Below are 18,166 nucleotides of genomic sequence, written 5' to 3'. Positions count from 1 at the left end.
TAGCCGTGATTGCGCGAGTCGACAGAGTCTCTTGCAACACCTTCTTAAACCATTTTCTTAAGAAAAATTGATAGAATTAACCGTTAAATTTCAATAACTTAAACTTAATTCATCCTAATGCCGTTTGCGTATTGCAGAACCGAATTAAACTTTGTTAACTATTTGGGCTTAGGGTTCAGTCATATCCAGTAGGGTTGGACATGAGGCGGCAGCCACCCGCCGGACCTCATGTGTTCCAGCAGGAACGAATGACAAGGGGAATATTAATGCGGGTACTCCTTATTGAGGACGACAGCGCAACTGCGCAGAGCATCGAATTGATGCTCAAGTCCGAAAGCTTCAACGTCTACACCACCGATCTCGGTGAAGAAGGCGTCGATCTCGGAAAACTCTACGACTACGACATCATCCTTCTGGATCTGAACCTGCCCGACATGAGCGGTTACGAGGTGCTCCGCACCCTCCGCGTCGCCAAGGTGCAGACCCCGATTCTTATCCTATCCGGCCTAGCCGGCATCGAGGATAAAGTACGCGGCCTCGGCTTCGGCGCCGATGACTATATGACCAAGCCGTTCCACAAGGACGAGCTGGTTGCCCGCATCCACGCCATTGTCCGCCGCTCCAAGGGCCACGCCCAATCGGTCATCTCGACCGGCGAGCTGACCGTCAACCTCGACACCAAGACCGTCGAAGTCCAGACCCAGCGCGTGCACCTGACCGGCAAGGAATACCAGATGCTGGAGCTGCTTTCGCTCCGCAAGGGTACCACGCTCACCAAGGAAATGTTCCTCAACCACCTTTATGGTGGCATGGATGAGCCCGAACTCAAGATCATCGACGTGTTCATCTGCAAGCTGCGCAAGAAGCTTTCCGTTGCAACCGGCGGCAAGAACTATATCGAAACCGTCTGGGGCCGCGGCTATGTGCTGCGCGAGCCCGATGAGAGCGAAGCCTATTCCGAAAACGTCGCCTGATCAGCCGCTGCGGGCGACCGCATCGCCCACTGCGACAATTCACCAGCCCCGTGCGACAGTGTCGCGCGGGGCTTTTGTTTGCCCCCTAAGCTAGATTTTCCGTTTCAAGACGGAGAACAGCATGGCCAAGGCTTTTCGCTATCCGCCAGAGGGCGCCCTGATGCAATATTATGGCCCGGGCGATTTTCTCGACAGCCAAAGCGTGCCCCTGCCCCATCCCGCCCCCGATGCGGCCGAGCTGACCATTGCCATCTTCTTCAACATGCCCGGCTGGGCGCGGGCCCTACTCGGCCTGCGCAATCTGCTGATGACCCCGTTCGGCCTCAAGACCGGCAGCGAAAGCGACATCGCACCGCCCACGGTCGAGCAGATCAATAGCTGCAGCTATTCCGGAATTTTCGCGGTCCATTCGGCCACTCCGACCGAGGTGATCCTGGGCACTGATGACAAGCATCTCGATTTCCGCGTCTCGATCCTTAAGGACGAGACCGCCGATTGCGTCAGCCTGAGCACCTGGGTGCGCCCGCACAATCTGTTCGGCCGCGCCTATCTTACTGTCATCTATCCCTTCCACCGTCTCATCGTCGCCCGCTGCCTCGCCAATGCGCAAAAGCTGGGGCTGACGGTTTCGGGCTGACGCCCGCCACAAAAATCTACGCGCCGCCGTCGAATTTGCCATGGACCATTCGTTGTCTTCTCAGAACGCCCAATCTGAGGAGATATCCATGTTCCGCACCACAGCCACGCTTGCCGCCACCATCCTGCTGACATCAGCCGCCTTCGCCCAGTCCGCGCCCAAGGCCGATACGGTCGAAGTCAACGGCATGGAAATGTACTATGAGATCTCTGGCTCCGGCGACCCGCTGGTCGTGCTGCACGGCGCCTATATGAATATCCCCAGCATGGGCGAAATCATCCCCATGCTCGCCAAGACCCACACGGTCTATGCGCTGGAATTCCAAGGCCATGGCCGCACGACCGACATTGATCGCCCGATCACCTATCCCAATCTGGCCGATGACGTGGCCGCCTTCATGGACACCGTCGCGCTCGATAAGGCTGATGTGTTCGGCTATTCAATGGGCGCCGCTGCCGCCCTGCAACTGGCTATTCGCCACCCCGAGAAGGTTGATCAACTGGTGACCACATCGGTCGGCTATGACGCCTCCGGCTGGCAGCCGGCCTTCACCGCCTTCGTCCCGCAAATGGCGCCCGAAATGTTCCTCGGCACGCCGATGGAGGACGAATACAAGAAACTGGCGGTCAACAAGGACGGCTTCCGCGCGCTGGTCGAAAAGCTCATTGCGCTCGAAAAGGAGCCCATGGCCTGGGAAGCTGACGTGAAGGCGCTCAAGACCCCCGTCCTGATCATTGCCGGCGATGCCGATGTCTCCACGCTTGAGCACAATGTGGCGCTGTTCCGCCTGCTGGGCGGCGGGGAAATGGGCGATATGGGCCAGCCTCTTTCTCCCTCGCGTCTCGCCATCCTGCCGGCCACGTCGCACACCGCCGTCATCAACCAGCCCGAACTGCTGCATGCCTTTATCGAGCCCTTCCTCAAGGGCGAAACGCCTGCCGGTTTTATGCCGTAACCCTTTGGAAGGACAAAGAAATGCGCTTCATGATCCTTGTCAAAGCCACGCCGGAAAGCGAGGCCGGCGTCATCCCCTCCGCAGAGGCCTTCGCCGCCATGGACCAATATAACGAGGCCCTGATCGACGCCGGAATTATGCTGCACAGCGAAGGACTTATGGCCTCTTCCAAGGGCACGCGCCTGAGCTTCGACGGCGAGGGGATCACCGTCACCGACGGCCCCTTCACTGAAACGCGTGAATTGATCTGCGGCTTCTGGCTTATCGACGTCAAATCCCGCGACGAAGCCCTGGCCTGGTGCCGCCGGATCCCGTTCGAGAATGGCGAAGAAATCGAACTGCGCCAGGTGTTTGAGACGGCCGATTTCCTTGTTAACGCCGTGGCTTAGCTGATTGCGGACTCATCCCGGCACGAGCCGGGATGAGTCGGTGGGAACTTCTTCGTCTCCCGCTTGCGCCGTTCACCTCATCCTGCTTTCATCCCGCCATGACCAGCCAGTCCGAAACCCACAGCGCCATCACCGCCGTCTGGAAGCTCGAACAGCCCCGGCTGATCGCGGGCCTGACGCGCATGGTGCGCGATATTTCTCTCGCCGAGGAACTGGCGCAGGATGCCCTGGTCATTGCGCTCAAGACCTGGCCTGATAGCGGCGTGCCCAAGAACCCCGGCGCCTGGCTGACCCAGACCGCCAAGCGCCGGGCCATCGACTATTTCCGCCACAAGAAGATGGCTGCGACCAAGCTGGTCGAGGTCGGCCATGGCATCGAAACCGATATTCCCGACCAGATCGAGACGCTGCACGACGCCCTGGATGACGATGTGGGCGATGATCTGCTGCGGCTGATCTTCACCTCCTGCCACCCCATCCTGCCCGCCGAATCGCGTGTTGCCCTCACCCTGCGCCTGCTAGGTGGGCTCACCACCGAGGAGATTGCCCGCGCTTTCCTCGCCGCCGAGCCCACTATCGGCCAGCGCATTGTGCGCGCCAAAAAGGCCATTGCCGACGCCAAGATCCCCTTCGAAGTGCCGCGTGGTCCCGAGCGGGCGGAGCGGCTCGCTTCGGTGCTGGGCGTGCTCTACCTCATCTTCAACGAGGGCTATTCCGCCACGGCCGGCGACGATTGGATGCGCCCCCAACTCTGCGAGGAAGCCACGCGCCTGGGCCGCATACTTGCCCGCCTCACGCCCGACGAGCCGGAGGTGCATGCCCTTGTAGCGCTTATGGAAATTCAGTCATCGCGCCTGGGCGCCCGTACCGATGCCAAGGGCCATCCCATCCTCCTGCAGGACCAGGATCGCGCCCGCTGGGACCAATTGCTGATCCGCCGCGGCCTTGCCGCGCTGGCCCGCGCGGAGGAGCTGGACGGCGCCAATGGCCCCTATGCCCTGCAAGCTGCCATCGCCGCCTGCCATGCCCGGGCCCGCCATGCCGAGGATACCGACTGGCCGCGTATTGTGGCGCTTTATGCAACGCTTGCCCAAGTAACGCCGTCCCCCGTCATAGAATTAAACCGCGCTGTCGCCATTTCCATGGCGGAGGGACCGGCGGCGGCTCTGGCTTTGATCGATACGATCAAGGATGATCCGGCCCTCAAGAACTATCATCTGCTCTATGGGGTGCGCGGGGATATGCTGAGCAAATTGGGCCGGCATACCGAGGCCACGCTGGAGTTCCGCCGCGCGGCGCAACTCACTCATAATGAACGAGAAAAAACCTATCTGCTCAACCGCGCCGAGGCCGGTTAGGCGGCCAGATGCGGCTCGAATTTGGATTCCAGAATCCGCCGGTCGAAGGGTTTCATCATGTAATCGCTGGCGCCAGCCTTGAGCGCCATGGCGATGGCGCCGATGTCGTTTTCGACCGTGCAATAGACCACATGCGGCTTCTCGCCACCAACATAGGCCCGCAATAGCTTGAGGAATTCCAGCCCACTCATGATCGGCATTTGCCAATCGAGCAGTATAGCGTCCGGCATTTCCTGCCGGCACTTGTCGAATGCTTCCTGCCCGTCTTCGGCTTCTTCGACGATATAGTCGAGATCTTCCAGAATCCGGCGCGCGACTTTGCGCACGACAGTGGAATCATCGACGATCAGGCAGGATTTCATATCCGGGCAAGCTCCGCAGCGGCTGACACCTCGTGCACAATAGCGTCACTCCGCTTAGGAATTGGTTAGCGGACTGTTGTCATTGAGCGTCGGCAATGGCCTGTTTGGGGATCGCATTGAGGAAGAAGCGATCATTCTCGAGCCCGATGGAAATTTCCATGTCGGTCATGCGCGCCAACAGCCCCGTATAGAACGGCTGGATGCCCCGCGCATCGACAAAGCCCTCCTCGGGAATGCCCGACAGCAGACCGGCCGAACCGGACGGCACCAAAGTCTTCTGCCGCTTCTCGGGGTCGCTCCTGGAGGTAAACTCAAACTTCTCCTGACCGGCCTCGCCGGTGATCGAAGCCGTCACCTGCCCGCCGCGCGGCACCGAGCCGGCCGCGATCAGCAGCATGTTCATGAACAGCTTGGCCTTGTGCTTGGGCAGCAGGATCAGCGGGACATTCCATTCAAGATCGGCCTTCTCGATTTCGAACAGGATGCGGGCGACGCGCTCGCATTCGCGGGTGTCGATATCGGTGCCGGAGGTCGAGGAAGCGCCATAGGCCAGTCGCGCGAATTCGAGCTTGGCCCGGCTCTGCTTGGCGGCGCTGGCGATCAGATCGCGCGCGCCTTCGGCCATGTCGCCCTGATTGGGATCGCCCAGCACTTCAAGGCCATTGCCGATCGCCCCGATCGGGTTGATCAGGTCGTGGCAAACCCGGCTGCACAGCATGGCGGCCAGATCGGTGGCCTTGAGCTCGATGATGTCAGCCATGAAAGTCTCCGGAAAGCGGCAGGGAATCACTACAGGGAACATTAGTGATGGATGGGCTTTCGCACTACTGCACCGAGAGCGTTTTGGACAGAACCTGCCAATTCTCTTCGGCCTTGATCGCTGCGGCGTCGGGCGCCAAGAGGAATGCTTCGCGATTGCCGGGGGAATAGAACAGGTAAAGCCGCTGCTTGAAGACGGTGTAGATGCGGGGATCGCTGTCGGACAGAAAGCCCCGCGCCATGGCCATGGCGCCGTGCCCGCCGAACTGGGGAGCATAGGTTTGCGGCGAGCGGCTGAAGATGTCGCGATTGGCCATGGTGGCGAAATTCCACGCCACGCCGCCCCAGGAAAATTCGATATCGCCGCGGCCCTGCAAGGGCGCCGGTTCGGTGAAATAGGAGACGGGGTCCATGCCGAAAATGGCGATGCCGGTCAGCGGATCGGTGACGATGGAGGTGACCACCGACTGCGCCTGCACTGCCACAATACCTCCGCAAACCGCCGGGAAAAGCGGCAGAACAAAGGCAAGCATGGTTAAGATTTGTTTACAGCTTTGCTTCATCATCGAGCCATGATCGGCGCGTCTTGTGCAGCCGAAAGCGGATTTTGGGTAACAAACCTTAAGGTCCTCGTAATTGCGGCCGCGCCGCCTGCCAGGAGTTCGTCCCATGCTCAAGCGCATCCTCGTCAGCCTTGCTTTGCTCGCCAGCATGCTGGTCCCCGTCACGGCCTTCGCCCAGGGCTCGCTCAGCGACAGCTATTCGGGCGAGGAACTGGTGGAAAGCGGCAAGGAGTTCTTTGGCTCCACCTCGCAGGGCCTTGCCTCGCTGGTCGAACGCGCCGTCAGCCAATACGGGCTGCCCAATGGCTATATTCTGGGTGAAGATGCCGGGGGCGCGCTGTTTGCCGGCGCCCGCTATGGCGAAGGCACTGTCTATACCCGCAATGTGGGCCAATATGCCGTCTATTGGCAGGGCCCCTCGATCGGCTTCGACATTGGCGGGGACGGCTCCAAGGTGATGATGCTGGTCTATAACCTGTCCCAGATTCAGGATGTGCTGGGGCGCTATGCCGGCGTCAACGGCTCCGCCTATGTGGTGGGCGGTTTCGGCATGACGGTCATCAAGCGCGGCAATGTGGTGATGGTGCCAATCCGCTCGGGCGTGGGCGCGCGGCTGGGCATCAATATCGGCTATCTCAACTTCACCAATGAGCCGACCTGGAACCCCTTCTGATCGGGCTTGCTCTGGGCAATTCGCCGTCAGGTTTTTTCCTTCAGCCGCATTGAAGAACACGGTGTCATCCCGGCGAAGGCCGGGATCCATGCTGTGAAGCACCCACGAATGCCGGTGTCGGTGGAGACATGCGGACATGGATTCCGGCCTTCGCCGGAATGACACGGTGGGTGATGCGAGTCCGCAGAACACTTCCGTTGCAGGAGCCTTGTGGGCGGTCTGGCGATTTGTGCGACCCTGCCCTTACAGAGCCAGCCATTCCTTGATCGCCGAGCGGGCCAAAACTTCGCTCAGCCTGGCCTCCGCATCGGGCGCGCCCAGGTCGAGCGGCAGGCGGGTGGGGCCGCAATCGACGCCGATGACCCGGAATGCGGCCTTCATGCCTGGCAGCACACCGAAATCCAGCAGGGCCTCGACGAAATCCTGTGACACTTGCTGGAGCGCCTGCGCGCGTTCCACCTGGCTGGCGCGAACGGCCTGATCGATCGCCACATAGAGCCTGCCCAAGATATTATAGGTCGTGCCGATGCCGCCATCGCTGCCCAGCATGGCGGCGGCGGCATAGATTTCGTCAAAACCATAATAATAGAGCTGGTCCGGTCGTTGCCGGCGCAGGCGGGCATATTTGAACAGATCGGTGGAGGTGAACTTGATCCCCGCCACATTGGGCAGCTCGAGCAGGCGGACCAGGAGTGGCAGCGGCAGCGGTCGGCCGGTACGCAGGGGAATTTCATAGACGATCAACGGCAGATCCGTTGCTGCCGCCAATTCGCGATAATAGGCGTAAATCTCCTCGTCGGAAAATGGATAAGCATGCGGCGGCAGCGCCGAAAGCCCATGATAGCCCAGCCGTTTGGCATGGTGCGCCAGGGCAATGGAATCGCGCAGATTGGCCATGCCGACATGGGCGATTAGCGCGGCCGCCGAACCGGCGGCGCTTTCGGCCACCACCCCTTGCTGGGCCAGCAGCTCGTCGCGCGTCAGCAGGCCCGATTCCCCACTGCTGCCACCCACATAAAGCCCTGCCAGGCCCTGGCGCAGCACATAGCCATTGATATTGCGCTGGCGTTGCGGATCGAACTCACCCCCATCGCTCAGGCCGGTCATCAGGGCGGCGAACATGCCCGACAGGCGCTTGGTCATTTCCGTTGATCCTCCACAGCAGCCGATCTGCCGACCGCTTCGTTTTTTGGCAGTCTGCCGCGTCTCGCCCCGTCAATTCAAGCTTTTCTGACTGGGGCTTTTGCCGCTGCCATGCCAATATCCCGCGCTATCGACATCTGCCCGATATGGCCTGGGATTCGGTCCCTGGGCCGTGACGGAACCGCACAAACCCGTTAGGGTTAATCGGGAGCGAAGATGGCGATGGCGGGGCTTTGCTGCCACAGAGAGAGCAGCTCGACAAGGAATGAGCAGACGCGCATGGCCTCGGATTACGCAGGATGATGATCGAGAACATCATGTATTTCGCCCTGGGGCTGCTGCTTGCCGTGCTGGTGGGGCTGATTGTCATGCCCGCGGTGTGGAAGCGCGCCGTGCGGCTGACCAAGCGCCGGATCGAGGCCGCCACACCCATTACCATGGCCGAATTCCGCGCCGACAAGGATCAGCTGCGCGCTGAATTTGCCCTGTCGACCCGCAAGCTGGAAATGAATGTCGAGGCGCTGCGCAAGCGGCTGGCCGAACAGCTGAGCGAGGTCAACCAGAAGCGGGCCGACCTAGGCGGGGCGCTACAGACCGAGCGTGACGAGCACCATGCTATCGTCGGGGAGCTGGAAGCGCGCGAGGCCGAGCTGCGCAGCCGCATTCTCGAGCTGGAGCGCGAGACCACCGATCTGGCGCAGCAATTGCGCATGCGCGAGCGTGAACTGGCGGCCAGCAAGGCGGCGTTGACGAGCCAGCCCGAGCCATTGGCCGAGACCGAAGACACGCTGACCACTGCCGAAGCCAGCATTGCCAGCGCCGAAACCCGGCTCAATGCGTTGTTGGCTGAGACCCGCGCCGAGCCGCCTCTGGCGGAAAAGCTGGACCTCGAGGCCGAGGCGGACACTTTGCGCCAGCGGGTGCTGGCAGTACAAGCGAGCATTCTGGCCGATTGGGGTAGCGAGCGGGCCGATGAAGCCCAGTTGCGCGAAAAACTCAGCGATATCGCGGCCCGCGTCAGCCGCGTGGTCTATGCCGCCGACCATCAGGCGCCTCAGCTGTCCGCAACGCAGGAAGAAAGCCTGTTCGAGCGCGTGCAGCGCTTTGCCGATGATGGAGAAAAGCTGGAAATGCTGCCCAAGGCCAAGGGCGGCAAGCGGCGTAGCTCGGTGGCGGACCGGTTGACGGCGCTGAAGGAAATCCAGGGGCGGTAGGTTTCGCCCAACTCACACAAGCACGATGTCATCCCGGCGGAGGCCGGGATCCATGCTGAAGGCTATCCGGCCCTTCAGCGTGGGGAGAGAGCACAGCATGGATTCCGGCCTGCGCCGGAATGACACCGTGGGTAAGGCGACGGCAAGCGCCTTGGGCCACTTGTCTTGGCCCTCTGCCGCTATTCCGCGGTGATCACCACGCTGCGGGTCAATTCGCCGGTGGCCTGGTCGAACAGGCCCAGCGTGGTCACGCCATCCACCGTATAGGTCACATTGATCGCCCCGTCGGCCACGAGGGCCGAGACAATTGCGGCGCCAGCCGGTATGGCAACGCTCTCGGCGACGGCGGGCGGGGGTGCGTCGCGCATCACGCGATAGACAAGCGCCAGGGCAATCGCCATAAAGCCGAGCAACAGAATGCTGATTGAAAACCGGAACGAGCGGCGCGCCTTGATGAGCGCAGCCTGCGCCTCGGGCGACAATGGCTCGTTTACATAGGGGCCATCGGGCCCAGTCTCGTTAGGATTGCTCATGGCCGAAAATACCGAAGAAGAATTCGAGGGCGAGGCGGTCGAGATCGTTGTCGATGAGACCCTGGCTGGCGGGCGGCTCGATGCCGTGCTGGCCAAGGCCCATCCTGTGCTGAGCCGCAACCGCCTCAAGGACCTGATCCTGAACCAGGCGGTCAGCATCAATGGGGCAATTGTCAGTGAGCCCAAGTACCGCGTCAGCGCGGGCGAGACAATCACTCTTGTCGCCCCGCCCCCCGAAGATCCCGAACCGCAGCCCGAAAACATCCCGCTCGACATCCTTTATGAGGACGATCAGCTCATCGTCATCAACAAGCCCGTCGGCATGGTGGTCCATCCCGCGCCCGGCAGCCCCTCGGGCACGCTGGTCAATGCGCTGATCTATCACTGCGGCAGCTCATTGCAGGGCATTGGCGGCGTGCGCCGGCCGGGGATCGTGCATCGGCTCGACCGCGACACGTCCGGCGTCATGGTCGCGGCCAAGACCGAGCATGCCCATAAGCATCTGTCCGATCAGTTCGCCGATCACGGCCGCACCGGCCCGCTGCACCGCGCCTATATCGCCTTTGTCTGGGGTTCGACCGAAACCGCCAAGGGCACGGTCGACGCGCCGCTGGGCCGGGACGCCAATAACCGGCTCAAGCAAACCGTGCGCAAGGATGGCCGCGAGGCGATCACCCATTATTTCGTCGAAGCGCGCTTCGGCGATGTCGGCTGGGACATTACCCGCGTGCAATGTCACCTCGAAACCGGCCGCACCCACCAGATCCGCGTGCACATGGCCCATATCAGCCATCCGCTGGTGGCTGACGCCGTCTATGCCTCGGGTTATGCCACCAAGATCAACAAGCTCCCCGCCGAAGTTGCCGGGCCGATCCAGGCGCTGGGCCGGCAGGCACTGCATGCGGCTGAACTTGGCTTCGAGCACCCGACAAGCGGCGAGGAAATGTTCTTCGAGGCGCCGCTGCCGCCGGATCTGCAGGCGCTGGAGGCTGCATTGGAGCCCTTCAACAAGGCTTTCGCCCGCTAGCGCGACGGCCGATTTTGGTGTAAGAACAAGCTCACGCAAACGCTACTGCCCGGCGCCTAGCGCCCGGCAACCATTGCATATTTGTAACGTTCCTTACCAACTCGCGCTCTTACAATCGCGAAGACGATACCTATATATGCCTTACGTCCGGGGAGTATGCCGAAATGGATATTCCGGGGGACTGATCCGCCCGCGCCATGCGTTGAACGGCGCTGCTACAATCGCATTTTTCGCAATGTAGCGGCAATCCGGCGCCACTAGCGTGGGAGATATCAGGAAAGGGGTGCATCCATGGCCCAAACAAATTTGCCAGTCCTTTCAGCCGAAGGTGGGCTGAGCCGCTATCTTCAGGAAATCCGCAAGTTCCCCATGCTGGAACCGGATGAAGAATACATGCTCGCCAAGCGCTACAAGGAGCACGCCGATCCCGGCGCGGCCCAGAAGCTCATCACCTCGCACCTGCGCCTCGTGGCCAAGATCGCCATGGGCTATCGCGGCTATGGCCTGCCCATTTCCGAAGTGATTTCGGAGGGCAATGTGGGCCTGATGCATGCGGTCAAGCGCTTCGAGCCGGAAAAGGGCTTTCGCCTCGCCACCTACGCCATGTGGTGGATTAGAGCTGCCATTCAGGAATATGTGCTGCGCAGCTGGAGCCTAGTCAAGATCGGCACCACCGCCGCGCAAAAGCGCCTGTTCTTCAACCTGCGCAAGGTGAAGGGGCAGATCGCTGCGCTCGACGATGGGAGCCTGCATCCCGACCAGATCAAGCAGATCGCCACCACGCTCAACGTCACCGAAGACGATGTGGTGTCGATGAATGCGCGCCTGTCGGGCGATGCCTCGCTGAACTCGCCGATGCGGGCCGACGAGGGCACCTCCGAATGGCAGGATTGGCTGGTCGACGACACGCCGAGCCAGGAAACCACGCTGGGCGAGAGCGAAGAATATTCCGAGCGCATGGGTCTATTGACCAATGCCATGGACGTGCTCAACGAACGCGAACGCGCCATCTTCAACGCCCGTCGCCTGCAGGAAAATCCGGCAACGCTGGAAGAGCTGGCCCAGCAATATGACGTCAGCCGCGAGCGCATCCGCCAGATCGAAGTCCGCGCCTTTGAAAAGGTGCAGGACGCCGTCAAGGAAGCCGCCCGCAGCGCTGCGTAAGCGCTTTCGATAAGTGATCAAAGGCGGGCCTAGTGCCCGCCTTTTTTGTTGTGCCTACAAATTCGCCTGCACCATATCCCACAGCCGCGCCTTGCCCAGGATCAGCAGCCAGGGCGTGGCATCGGCCGGGACGATCTCGACGCGGCCGCCGAGCCCCGCATTGGAGGTGCCCAGCCGCCCGCCCGGGGCCAGCGTCAAGCCGTTAAGCGGATAGAGCAGGCCTTCGGAGTGGGTGAAGCTGACTTCCGCCAGGGGATAGATCGATACCCGCTCGCCCTTGGCGGCCTCGAAGCCGAACGGGCCAATCACGGCCAGCGCCACATCGACTTCATCGACCAACAGCAGATGGCGCTTGGGCGCGAACTTGTGCATGGCATTGAGCGCCGACAGAGTGTGGTCGAGCCGCTTGCCGGTCATGCCCAGCGCCAGCGTCAACGGTGCGGTGGTCGAATAGAGGGCTTTCTCGAAATCGGTGGTTTCCTGCTCGGCCAGGTGGATCACCCTGGTGCGGCTTTCCCAGCCGGCCCGGTCGGAGAGGGAATCGAGGTCTCCGATGATCGCGGCCGGGGTGAGACCCGCCGCCCCGATCGCGTCGCCCCCGCCATCGGCGCCGACCAGGGCCACCCCGCGCCCTGCCAATTCGACCAGCAAAGCCGGGTCTACCACCCCGCCGCCGACAATGGCCAATGGGCCGTCAAACACGATGGGCAGCCCATCCGCGCCGCTCACGGAAGTCTCTTGCACTGTCACAATTCTCACATTAAGTCTCAGGCGTCTCGCTGGGGTGTTCCGGGTTTCCGGAGCTGAGAATTACCCATTGAACCTGAACCAGGTCATGCTGGCGGAGGAAGCTCGAGATGGCAAGAGCGTCTCGTTGCGCCTGTGCCATTGACACCTGTCCCTTCACACATGACCGCATGAACCGATGAAGGGATGACCCCATGGTCAAATCCACCTCTCTGGCGCTTGCGGTCCTTGCCGGGCTGTTCGCAGCCCCGGCATTTGCCCAGGACGTGCCAAATCTCAAGATTTACACCTATGACGGCTTCGCCGCCGAATGGGGCCCCGGCCCCGGTTTGAAGGCCGGCTTTGAAGCCATCTGCAAATGCACGGTGGATTTCGTGGCCGCCGACAGCTCCATCGGCACGCTGCGCCGCGTGCAGCTCGAAGGCGCCACCACCGAAGCCGATCTGATCGTGGGGCTGGACACCGCCATTGCCGGGGAAGCGCGCGACACGGGCCTGTTTGCAGAGCACAATTTCTATTTCGACGAACTGACCCTGCCCTATGGCTGGACCGACAAGAATTTCGTGCCCTTCGATTACGCGCATTTCGCCTTTGTCTATGACAGTGACAAAGTGGCCAATCCGCCCAAGTCGTTCGAAGAGCTGATCGCCATGCCGGACGATTTCAAGATCGTCATTCAGGACCCGCGTTCGGCCACCCCGGGCCTGGGCCTCGTGCTGTGGATCAAGGCCGCCTATGGCGACAGTGCCCCCGAAATCTGGGCCGGGCTCAAGCCGCATATCCTGACCGTGACGCGCGAATGGAGCGAGAGCTACAATCTGTTCCTTGAAGGGGAGGCCGACATGGCGCTCTCCTACACCACCTCGCCTGCCTATCACATTGTCGAGGAAGATGACGACACGATCAAAGCCGCTTTGTTCACGGAGGGCCATTTCGCCCAGACCGAAGTGGCCGGCGTGCTCAAATCCTCCAAGCATCAGGACCTGGCTTTTCAGTTTCTCGATTATCTGACCTCGGCGGATGCGCAGAAGATCATCCCGACGACCAACTGGATGTTCCCGGTTGTCGATCTTGGTGGTGAATTGAACCCGGCCTTTGGCGCATTGCCGCAGCCGGAAAAGACGCTGACGCTGCCAGAGGCCGAGATCGAGGCGAATTCGGGCGCCTGGATTGATGAGATGCTCAAGGCGATTCAGTAGAGGCCGGCGCGTGGGGCAAATAGCCATGGCCATTCTGCCCCACCGCCCTGCGCGTATCGCCGCCGCCACGGCCTTGGCCTTCGCCATCGCCATCCTGATTGCCCTGGTGCTCTGGTCCATCTTCAGCGCCGCCACCGATCAGGCGAGCGGCGCCGGGCGGGTGGATATTCCTCACCTGCTGCGGATGACCTCGATCCAGGCGGGGCTGACCACATTGCTCTCGCTGACGGTGGGCATGGGGCTGGCCTGGGCGTTGAACCGGTTGCGGTTTCCCGGGCGCGATCTCGTGGTCGGGCTGTTCGCCTCGGCCATTGTTACACCCGGCATGGTGGTGGCCTTTGGCCTGCTGTCCATCTGGGGCCGCAGCGGCTGGATCAATCAGGCGAGCAATGCCCTGTTGGGCACCTCGATCGGCAATCCCGCGTTCGGGCTCTCGGGCATCCTGTTTGCCCATGTCATTCTCGATGGCGCCTTTGCCGCCCGCATCATGCTGGCCCGGCTCGATGCCATCCCCCAGCCCCGCCTCAAGACTGGGCAATCGCTCGCCCTCTCCGCCTGGCAGCGCTTCGCCATCATTGATTGGCCCACTTTGCGCGGCACCCTGCCTGGGCTGGGCGCGATCATTTTCCTCCTCGCCTTCACCAGCTTTCCCATCGTGCTGTTGCTCGGCGGCGGGCCGGCCAACCAGACGCTGGAAGTGGCCATCTATGCCGCCGTCCGCCAGGATTTCGACCTGCGCGCGGCGGTCCTCTTGGCCCTGACGCAGATTGGGGTTTGCTCAATGGTCATCCTGATCGCCTCGGCGCTGGCGCCGATGCCCACAAGCCTTGGTCCGTCCACGACGCCAAGCTGGCGCGATGGCGGCGCCGCGCGGCTGCTGCAAGCGATAGTCCTGATCCTGTGCACCATCGCCTTCGTGCTGCCCCTCGCCTCGGTGCTGATCGATGGCGTGTTGGGGGGCTTCGTGCGCTTGCTGTCGCAATCGGCCTTCTGGTGGGCGGCACTGTCCAGTCTGGTCATCGGCACCAGCTCGGCGCTGCTGACGCTGGTGCTGGCCCTCACCCTCGCCATGGGCCGCGGCGCGACATCCAACAGCTTGGTCCGCACCATTCTGGGCATGCCCGCCTTTGCCTATCTGGCCGTGCCCGCCGTGGTGCTCTCGCTCGGCTTTTTCCTATTGGTCCGCAATCTGGGCGTGGCGCCGGCGCTAGCCGCGCCCTATGTGGTCATTCTGGGCAATAGCCTCTTGGCTCTGCCCTTCGCCATGGCCACGCTCGGCCCGCCCTTTGAGGCCATTGCCCGCACACGCGGCAAGCTGATCCGCTCGCTCGATCTGTCCGGCTGGCGACAATTCATCGCCGTCGAATATCCCCTGCTCGGCAAGGATATCGGCGTCATGCTGGCGCTTGCCTTCTGCTTTTCGCTGGGCGATCTGGGCGTTATCGCCCTGTTCGGCACACAGGATTTCCAGACCCTGCCGCTGATGATGTTCCGTGCGCTGGGCGCCTATCGCGGCAATGATGCGGCCGCCATTGCGGCCATCCTGCTGATTGGCACGATCATCGCCTTTGTCGGCCTGCCCAAGCTGTTCGAGAGGATCGCCAATGCTGCGCGTTGAAGACCTGAGCTTTGCCCATGCAGGCCAAGCGACGCGCTATCGCTTTGAGATGGCGGCGGCACCGGGAGAAGTCACCGCCATTTCCGGCGCCAGTGGCTCGGGCAAATCCACGCTGCTCGACCTGCTGGCGGGCTTCCTCGCGCCGCTGTCCGGCCGTATCGAATTGGACGGCGCCGATCTCGTGCCGCTGCCGCCCGAATCCCGGCCGGTCTCGCTGCTGCTGCAATCGGATAATCTGTTCGACCATCTCACGGCCGGCCGGAATGTGGCGCTGGGGCTGCCGAGTGGGACGGGGAAAGGCGCCGTGGGCCGACAGGTCGAGACGGCGTTGTCGGAAGTGGGGCTGGCCGGGCTTGGGCAGCAGACCGCCTCGACACTGTCGGGCGGGCAAAAGCAGCGCGTTGCGCTGGCGCGAACGCTGGTGCGCAATCGGCCGATCGTGCTGCTGGATGAGCCATTTTCGGCGCTGGACGACAAGGCGCGCGCAGCGACACGGGAATTGGTCAAGGCGCTGACCATTGCGCATGACTGGCACACCATTTTGGTCAGCCACCATATGGATGACATCACCGCCATTGCCAGCCGGCGCTACCGGCTGGAGGCGGGGGAATTGGTGGTTGAGGGTTAGGGAGCCCCTATCTGCCTCCCTCCCCCTTGTGGGGAGGGATTGAGGGTGGGGGTGCTGGGCTCACCGCCGACATTGAGTTCGGGGAGGGCGTAGAACCCCCCACCCTAGCCCCCCACAGGGGGAGGAATTGAATCGGGGCTCTCAGTCAATGGCGGCTAGCCGCCCCAGGTGGTGAACACTTTCTGGAACAGCGCCTGGGCCGTGTCGTCTTTTTCGAGCGTGATGATCGCGTTGCGGCCGGTGCCATAGACCACGGCCAGGTCGATCCATTTGCGGTTTTCGAGCAGGTCGGTATTGGTCGTGGTGTCGGTCGCCGCGGCACTGAGGGCGAAGAGGAACGAATTGCCCACGACGCGGGCCGAGGCGCCCACCAGAGGCGTGCCGGGAACCAGTTCCTCATTTTTCAGCAACACGCCGGGCAGGCCGGCAATGGTGCCGCCGATGAAGCTGTCGCTGACCTGGAAATTGACTTCCATAAGGTGGCTGGCGGGCAGGCTCGGGTCGGCATTCTTGCGAATGATCAGCTCGACCCCCAGATTGCGGGCCGGAATGCTGGCCTTGCCGACCAGGGTGGGCAGGCCAAGCTCGTCCGTGCCCTCGCTCCAGGCAATGGTGCCCGAGAAGGGCACCGCGCCGGTGCGGCCATCCTGGGAGGCTTCGAGCAGCAGCGACTGGCTGCCGGCCAGCACGGCCGGATCAACGGATGCCGCCGGATCGGTCGCGGCAACGCTGGTATCCTCGCCCGGCAGGCGTTCCTCGGTCTTGACCTCGCCATTGATGCCCGGCAGCGCCGGCTGGTCGGCATTGGGCACCACCGGCTCGGGCGTCGGCTCGAGGCGATCTTCGATTTCAAGACCCTGCAGCAGCGCACCCGTAGGCTCGGCGGCGGGGGTGGTCGCGGTATTGCCGGGTCCGGTGGGATTGTCGGCGTTGTTGGCGGGCGCGTCGCCTGCCGAAGGGGGCGACAAGGTGGGGGTGAGGGTTTGCGGCGCCGTTGCGGCCGTTTCGGTCACATTGGGCTGGGCCTGGCCGAACATCTGGTCGAGATCCACATAACCCTCGCGCCACGCCCAGAAGCCCGCGCCGCCGACACCGGCAAGCAGGATGGCAAACACCACGAGGAAAATCGTCAGTCCCGCGCCAGAACGTGCCTCGGGCCGTGCAGCGGCAAAGCCGGCATCGTCACTGGTTTCTTCCGTCTCGGCCGGGGCCATGGCAAAGGCGCCGCGCTCGGCGGCAGTGGTTTTCTCCCGCTCGGGCAGAGCCGGGCTCGACTCGCCGCGGGCTTCGCGATCCAGCACTTCGATGGCCGTAGCCATGGCGCTTTCGGCTTCGCGCGGATCGCTGGTGGCCGGTTCGACCTCGACTTCACGAACGCTGGACAGCGCGGTTTCGACTTCGGCAGCGTCATCCGTGGCGGGGCGGACTACTTCGAGCGGCACGATGACCTGCTGGCGCGCCAGGGCCTGGTTGCCGGCCGATGGCTCGGCCCGGCTGCGCAGCGCCTCGCTGGTCGAATTGGCGGCAAAGGGCAAGGGCTCGCGCCGTGCTTCAAAGCTCGGCCCCTTGAGCGGAGCTTCGAGCGGCCGCACATTGGAGGCGCTCGGCAGGGGCGAGCTCGGCCCGCTTTTGCTCGCTTCGGCGCGCGCCACGATGGAGGGGATCGGGCGTACATCCGGCTTAGGCGCTTCGGGCTCGTCCTTGGTGGGCTCGATGCTGACCGAACTGCCGCCCACGGATGCAGCCTGCTCGATAATATCTTCGATCGAGGTGACGGTCGCCGTTTTCGGCGCTTCGAAGGTCTTGGTGGGCTCGACGGGTTTGGGTGCTTCCAGCGGCCGGGTGGGCAGGATGATTGCCGGCGGCGGTTCGACCGCTTCGGACGGCGCGGACGCGACCGTTTCAGGCGCTGTTTCGGCGGGTGCGGGAGCCGGTGCGATCACCGGCTCACTGCGGGGCGTGGGCTTATAGGCAAACGAAGTGTCACGGCCCAGCGAGATGACGGCCTCGCTGGCCTCCTGTTCGACCTGGCGGATGCAATCTTCGAGCTGCAGCCGGTGCTGGGTAATATCCCGCGCCGGCAATGGCGGCGTGATGGCGCGCAATTGCCCCACCAGGGCGGAACGCGCCTTCTCATACACCGCACGACGTGCGGCCCCGTTATTCTCCGGCAGCGCCGAGATGGCCCGGCGCAACAGCTCTTTGTAGTCCGCCATTGGTTAC

Annotated in this window: 19 protein-coding genes and 1 riboswitch; of the genes, 12 read left to right on the top strand and 7 right to left on the bottom strand. The window is 62.6% G+C overall.

Features of this window, described 5'->3' with window-relative positions; genetic code table 11:
• Window positions 1-266: 266 nt before the first annotated feature.
• The 5 genes from ctrA to ACI3KW_RS15695 all read left to right on the top strand — a co-directional run bounded on the left by ctrA (window position 267) and on the right by ACI3KW_RS15695 (window position 4,313).
• Window positions 267-974 carry a response regulator transcription factor CtrA gene (gene ctrA, locus ACI3KW_RS15715; RefSeq protein WP_113120136.1) on the top strand — a complete coding sequence of 236 codons (708 nt, stop codon included), beginning with the start codon at window positions 267-269 and terminating at the stop codon, window positions 972-974.
• A gap of 121 nt (window positions 975-1,095) precedes the next feature.
• Window positions 1,096-1,611: a DUF2867 domain-containing protein gene (locus ACI3KW_RS15710; RefSeq protein ID WP_404848841.1), complete on the top strand. Its 516-nt coding sequence runs from the start codon at window positions 1,096-1,098 to the stop codon at window positions 1,609-1,611.
• Between the two features lie 88 nt (window positions 1,612-1,699).
• Window positions 1,700-2,566 carry an alpha/beta fold hydrolase gene (locus tag ACI3KW_RS15705; RefSeq protein WP_404848840.1) on the top strand — a complete coding sequence of 289 codons (867 nt, stop codon included), beginning with the start codon at window positions 1,700-1,702 and terminating at the stop codon, window positions 2,564-2,566.
• Between the two features lie 29 nt (window positions 2,567-2,595).
• Window positions 2,596-2,955, top strand: coding sequence for a YciI family protein (locus ACI3KW_RS15700; protein ID WP_404848839.1), 360 nt, complete (start codon window positions 2,596-2,598; stop codon window positions 2,953-2,955).
• Window positions 2,956-3,053: 98 nt separating this feature from the next.
• Entirely contained in the window at window positions 3,054-4,313 is a 1,260-nt protein-coding gene (locus tag ACI3KW_RS15695) for an RNA polymerase sigma factor (RefSeq protein WP_404848838.1), read from the top strand.
• On the opposite strand, the gene ACI3KW_RS15690 is transcribed toward ACI3KW_RS15695, so the two are convergent.
• From ACI3KW_RS15690 to ACI3KW_RS15680, 3 genes are all read right to left on the bottom strand, one after another.
• Window positions 4,310-4,675 (bottom strand): PleD family two-component system response regulator, encoded by a 366-nt coding sequence (locus ACI3KW_RS15690; RefSeq protein ID WP_113120131.1) that lies wholly within the window; start codon window positions 4,673-4,675, stop codon window positions 4,310-4,312. The two genes, ACI3KW_RS15695 and ACI3KW_RS15690, sit on opposite strands and share 4 nt — an antisense overlap.
• A 79-nt stretch (window positions 4,676-4,754) precedes the next feature.
• Window positions 4,755-5,435, bottom strand: a complete 681-nt coding sequence (gene chpT / locus ACI3KW_RS15685) for a histidine phosphotransferase ChpT (protein ID WP_404848837.1) — start codon at window positions 5,433-5,435, stop codon at window positions 4,755-4,757.
• Between the two features lie 64 nt (window positions 5,436-5,499).
• Entirely contained in the window at window positions 5,500-5,919 is a 420-nt protein-coding gene (locus ACI3KW_RS15680) for a YHS domain-containing (seleno)protein (RefSeq protein WP_404848836.1), read from the bottom strand.
• A 184-nt stretch (window positions 5,920-6,103) separates the two neighbouring features.
• Here ACI3KW_RS15680 and ACI3KW_RS15675 point away from each other — a divergent pair, with 184 nt between their 5' ends.
• Entirely contained in the window at window positions 6,104-6,670 is a 567-nt protein-coding gene (locus ACI3KW_RS15675) for a DUF1134 domain-containing protein (RefSeq protein ID WP_113120128.1), read from the top strand.
• Between the two features lie 243 nt (window positions 6,671-6,913).
• Here ACI3KW_RS15675 and ACI3KW_RS15670 read toward each other — a convergent pair whose 3' ends face one another.
• A complete protein-coding gene (locus tag ACI3KW_RS15670) occupies window positions 6,914-7,813 on the bottom strand; it encodes a dihydrodipicolinate synthase family protein (protein WP_404848835.1) in 900 nt (299 codons plus the stop codon).
• Between the two features lie 299 nt (window positions 7,814-8,112).
• Here ACI3KW_RS15670 and ACI3KW_RS15665 point away from each other — a divergent pair, with 299 nt between their 5' ends.
• Window positions 8,113-9,027 (top strand): hypothetical protein, encoded by a 915-nt coding sequence (locus tag ACI3KW_RS15665; RefSeq protein ID WP_404848834.1) that lies wholly within the window; start codon window positions 8,113-8,115, stop codon window positions 9,025-9,027.
• Between the two features lie 179 nt (window positions 9,028-9,206).
• On the opposite strand, the gene ACI3KW_RS15660 is transcribed toward ACI3KW_RS15665, so the two are convergent.
• On the bottom strand, window positions 9,207-9,560 hold the full coding sequence (locus ACI3KW_RS15660) for a DUF6476 family protein (RefSeq protein ID WP_404848833.1): 354 nt from the start codon (window positions 9,558-9,560) through the stop codon (window positions 9,207-9,209).
• Here ACI3KW_RS15660 and ACI3KW_RS15655 point away from each other — a divergent pair.
• Together ACI3KW_RS15655 and rpoH are read left to right on the top strand one after the other, a co-directional pair.
• Window positions 9,559-10,587 carry an RluA family pseudouridine synthase gene (locus ACI3KW_RS15655; protein WP_404848832.1) on the top strand — a complete coding sequence of 343 codons (1,029 nt, stop codon included), beginning with the start codon at window positions 9,559-9,561 and terminating at the stop codon, window positions 10,585-10,587. The two genes, ACI3KW_RS15660 and ACI3KW_RS15655, sit on opposite strands and share 2 nt — an antisense overlap.
• 291 nt (window positions 10,588-10,878) lie before the next feature.
• On the top strand, window positions 10,879-11,751 hold the full coding sequence (gene rpoH / locus ACI3KW_RS15650) for an RNA polymerase sigma factor RpoH (protein ID WP_113120123.1): 873 nt from the start codon (window positions 10,879-10,881) through the stop codon (window positions 11,749-11,751).
• 54 nt (window positions 11,752-11,805) lie between these two features.
• On the opposite strand, the gene ACI3KW_RS15645 is transcribed toward rpoH, so the two are convergent.
• Complete coding sequence (locus ACI3KW_RS15645; protein ID WP_404848831.1) at window positions 11,806-12,480, bottom strand: thiamine diphosphokinase; 675 nt, start codon at window positions 12,478-12,480, stop codon at window positions 11,806-11,808.
• A gap of 41 nt (window positions 12,481-12,521) precedes the next feature.
• Window positions 12,522-12,618, top strand: a riboswitch (TPP riboswitch).
• Between the two features lie 74 nt (window positions 12,619-12,692).
• On the opposite strand from ACI3KW_RS15645, the gene thiB reads away from it, so the two are divergent.
• From thiB to ACI3KW_RS15630, 3 genes are read left to right on the top strand one after another with little or no spacing between them, the layout of a single operon-like run.
• Window positions 12,693-13,697, top strand: a complete 1,005-nt coding sequence (gene thiB / locus ACI3KW_RS15640; RefSeq protein ID WP_404848830.1) for a thiamine ABC transporter substrate binding subunit — start codon at window positions 12,693-12,695, stop codon at window positions 13,695-13,697.
• Between the two features lie 25 nt (window positions 13,698-13,722).
• On the top strand, window positions 13,723-15,315 hold the full coding sequence (locus ACI3KW_RS15635) for a thiamine/thiamine pyrophosphate ABC transporter permease ThiP (protein ID WP_404848829.1): 1,593 nt from the start codon (window positions 13,723-13,725) through the stop codon (window positions 15,313-15,315).
• Window positions 15,302-15,943, top strand: coding sequence for an ATP-binding cassette domain-containing protein (locus tag ACI3KW_RS15630; protein WP_404848828.1), 642 nt, complete (start codon window positions 15,302-15,304; stop codon window positions 15,941-15,943). The genes ACI3KW_RS15635 and ACI3KW_RS15630 overlap by 14 nt, the downstream gene beginning before the upstream one ends.
• Before the next feature lie 155 nt (window positions 15,944-16,098).
• Here the strand turns inward: ACI3KW_RS15630 and ACI3KW_RS15625 are convergent, their stop codons facing one another.
• Window positions 16,099-18,159 carry a hypothetical protein gene (locus ACI3KW_RS15625; protein ID WP_404848827.1) on the bottom strand — a complete coding sequence of 687 codons (2,061 nt, stop codon included), beginning with the start codon at window positions 18,157-18,159 and terminating at the stop codon, window positions 16,099-16,101.
• Between the last annotated feature and the right edge of the window lie 7 nt (window positions 18,160-18,166).

The sequence above is a fragment of the Devosia sp. ZW T5_3 genome (genome assembly GCF_044987315.1).
Taxonomy (GTDB): domain Bacteria; phylum Pseudomonadota; class Alphaproteobacteria; order Rhizobiales; family Devosiaceae; genus Devosia.
The sequence above is the reverse complement of the archived record's forward strand: the minus strand, read 5'-3'. Positions and strand labels throughout refer to the sequence as shown.

Excerpts from the sequence above, each read along its gene's own strand:
- ctrA (WP_113120136.1), top strand. The coding sequence starts at position 267 with ATGCGGGTACTCCTTATTGAGGACGACAGCGCAACTGCGCAGAGCATC.
- ACI3KW_RS15710 (WP_404848841.1), top strand. The coding sequence starts at position 1,096 with ATGGCCAAGGCTTTTCGCTATCCGCCAGAGGGCGCCCTGATGCAATAT.
- ACI3KW_RS15705 (WP_404848840.1), top strand. The coding sequence starts at position 1,700 with ATGTTCCGCACCACAGCCACGCTTGCCGCCACCATCCTGCTGACATCA.
- ACI3KW_RS15700 (WP_404848839.1), top strand. The coding sequence starts at position 2,596 with ATGATCCTTGTCAAAGCCACGCCGGAAAGCGAGGCCGGCGTCATCCCC.
- ACI3KW_RS15695 (WP_404848838.1), top strand. The coding sequence starts at position 3,054 with ATGACCAGCCAGTCCGAAACCCACAGCGCCATCACCGCCGTCTGGAAG.
- ACI3KW_RS15690 (WP_113120131.1), bottom strand. The coding sequence starts at position 4,675 with ATGAAATCCTGCCTGATCGTCGATGATTCCACTGTCGTGCGCAAAGTC.
- chpT (WP_404848837.1), bottom strand. The coding sequence starts at position 5,435 with ATGGCTGACATCATCGAGCTCAAGGCCACCGATCTGGCCGCCATGCTG.
- ACI3KW_RS15675 (WP_113120128.1), top strand. The coding sequence starts at position 6,104 with ATGCTCAAGCGCATCCTCGTCAGCCTTGCTTTGCTCGCCAGCATGCTG.
- ACI3KW_RS15670 (WP_404848835.1), bottom strand. The coding sequence starts at position 7,813 with ATGACCAAGCGCCTGTCGGGCATGTTCGCCGCCCTGATGACCGGCCTG.
- ACI3KW_RS15665 (WP_404848834.1), top strand. The coding sequence starts at position 8,113 with ATGATGATCGAGAACATCATGTATTTCGCCCTGGGGCTGCTGCTTGCC.
- ACI3KW_RS15655 (WP_404848832.1), top strand. The coding sequence starts at position 9,559 with ATGGCCGAAAATACCGAAGAAGAATTCGAGGGCGAGGCGGTCGAGATC.
- ACI3KW_RS15660 (WP_404848833.1), bottom strand. The coding sequence starts at position 9,560 with ATGAGCAATCCTAACGAGACTGGGCCCGATGGCCCCTATGTAAACGAG.
- rpoH (WP_113120123.1), top strand. The coding sequence starts at position 10,879 with ATGGCCCAAACAAATTTGCCAGTCCTTTCAGCCGAAGGTGGGCTGAGC.
- thiB (WP_404848830.1), top strand. The coding sequence starts at position 12,693 with ATGGTCAAATCCACCTCTCTGGCGCTTGCGGTCCTTGCCGGGCTGTTC.
- ACI3KW_RS15635 (WP_404848829.1), top strand. The coding sequence starts at position 13,723 with ATGGCCATTCTGCCCCACCGCCCTGCGCGTATCGCCGCCGCCACGGCC.
- ACI3KW_RS15630 (WP_404848828.1), top strand. The coding sequence starts at position 15,302 with ATGCTGCGCGTTGAAGACCTGAGCTTTGCCCATGCAGGCCAAGCGACG.
- ACI3KW_RS15625 (WP_404848827.1), bottom strand. The coding sequence starts at position 18,159 with ATGGCGGACTACAAAGAGCTGTTGCGCCGGGCCATCTCGGCGCTGCCG.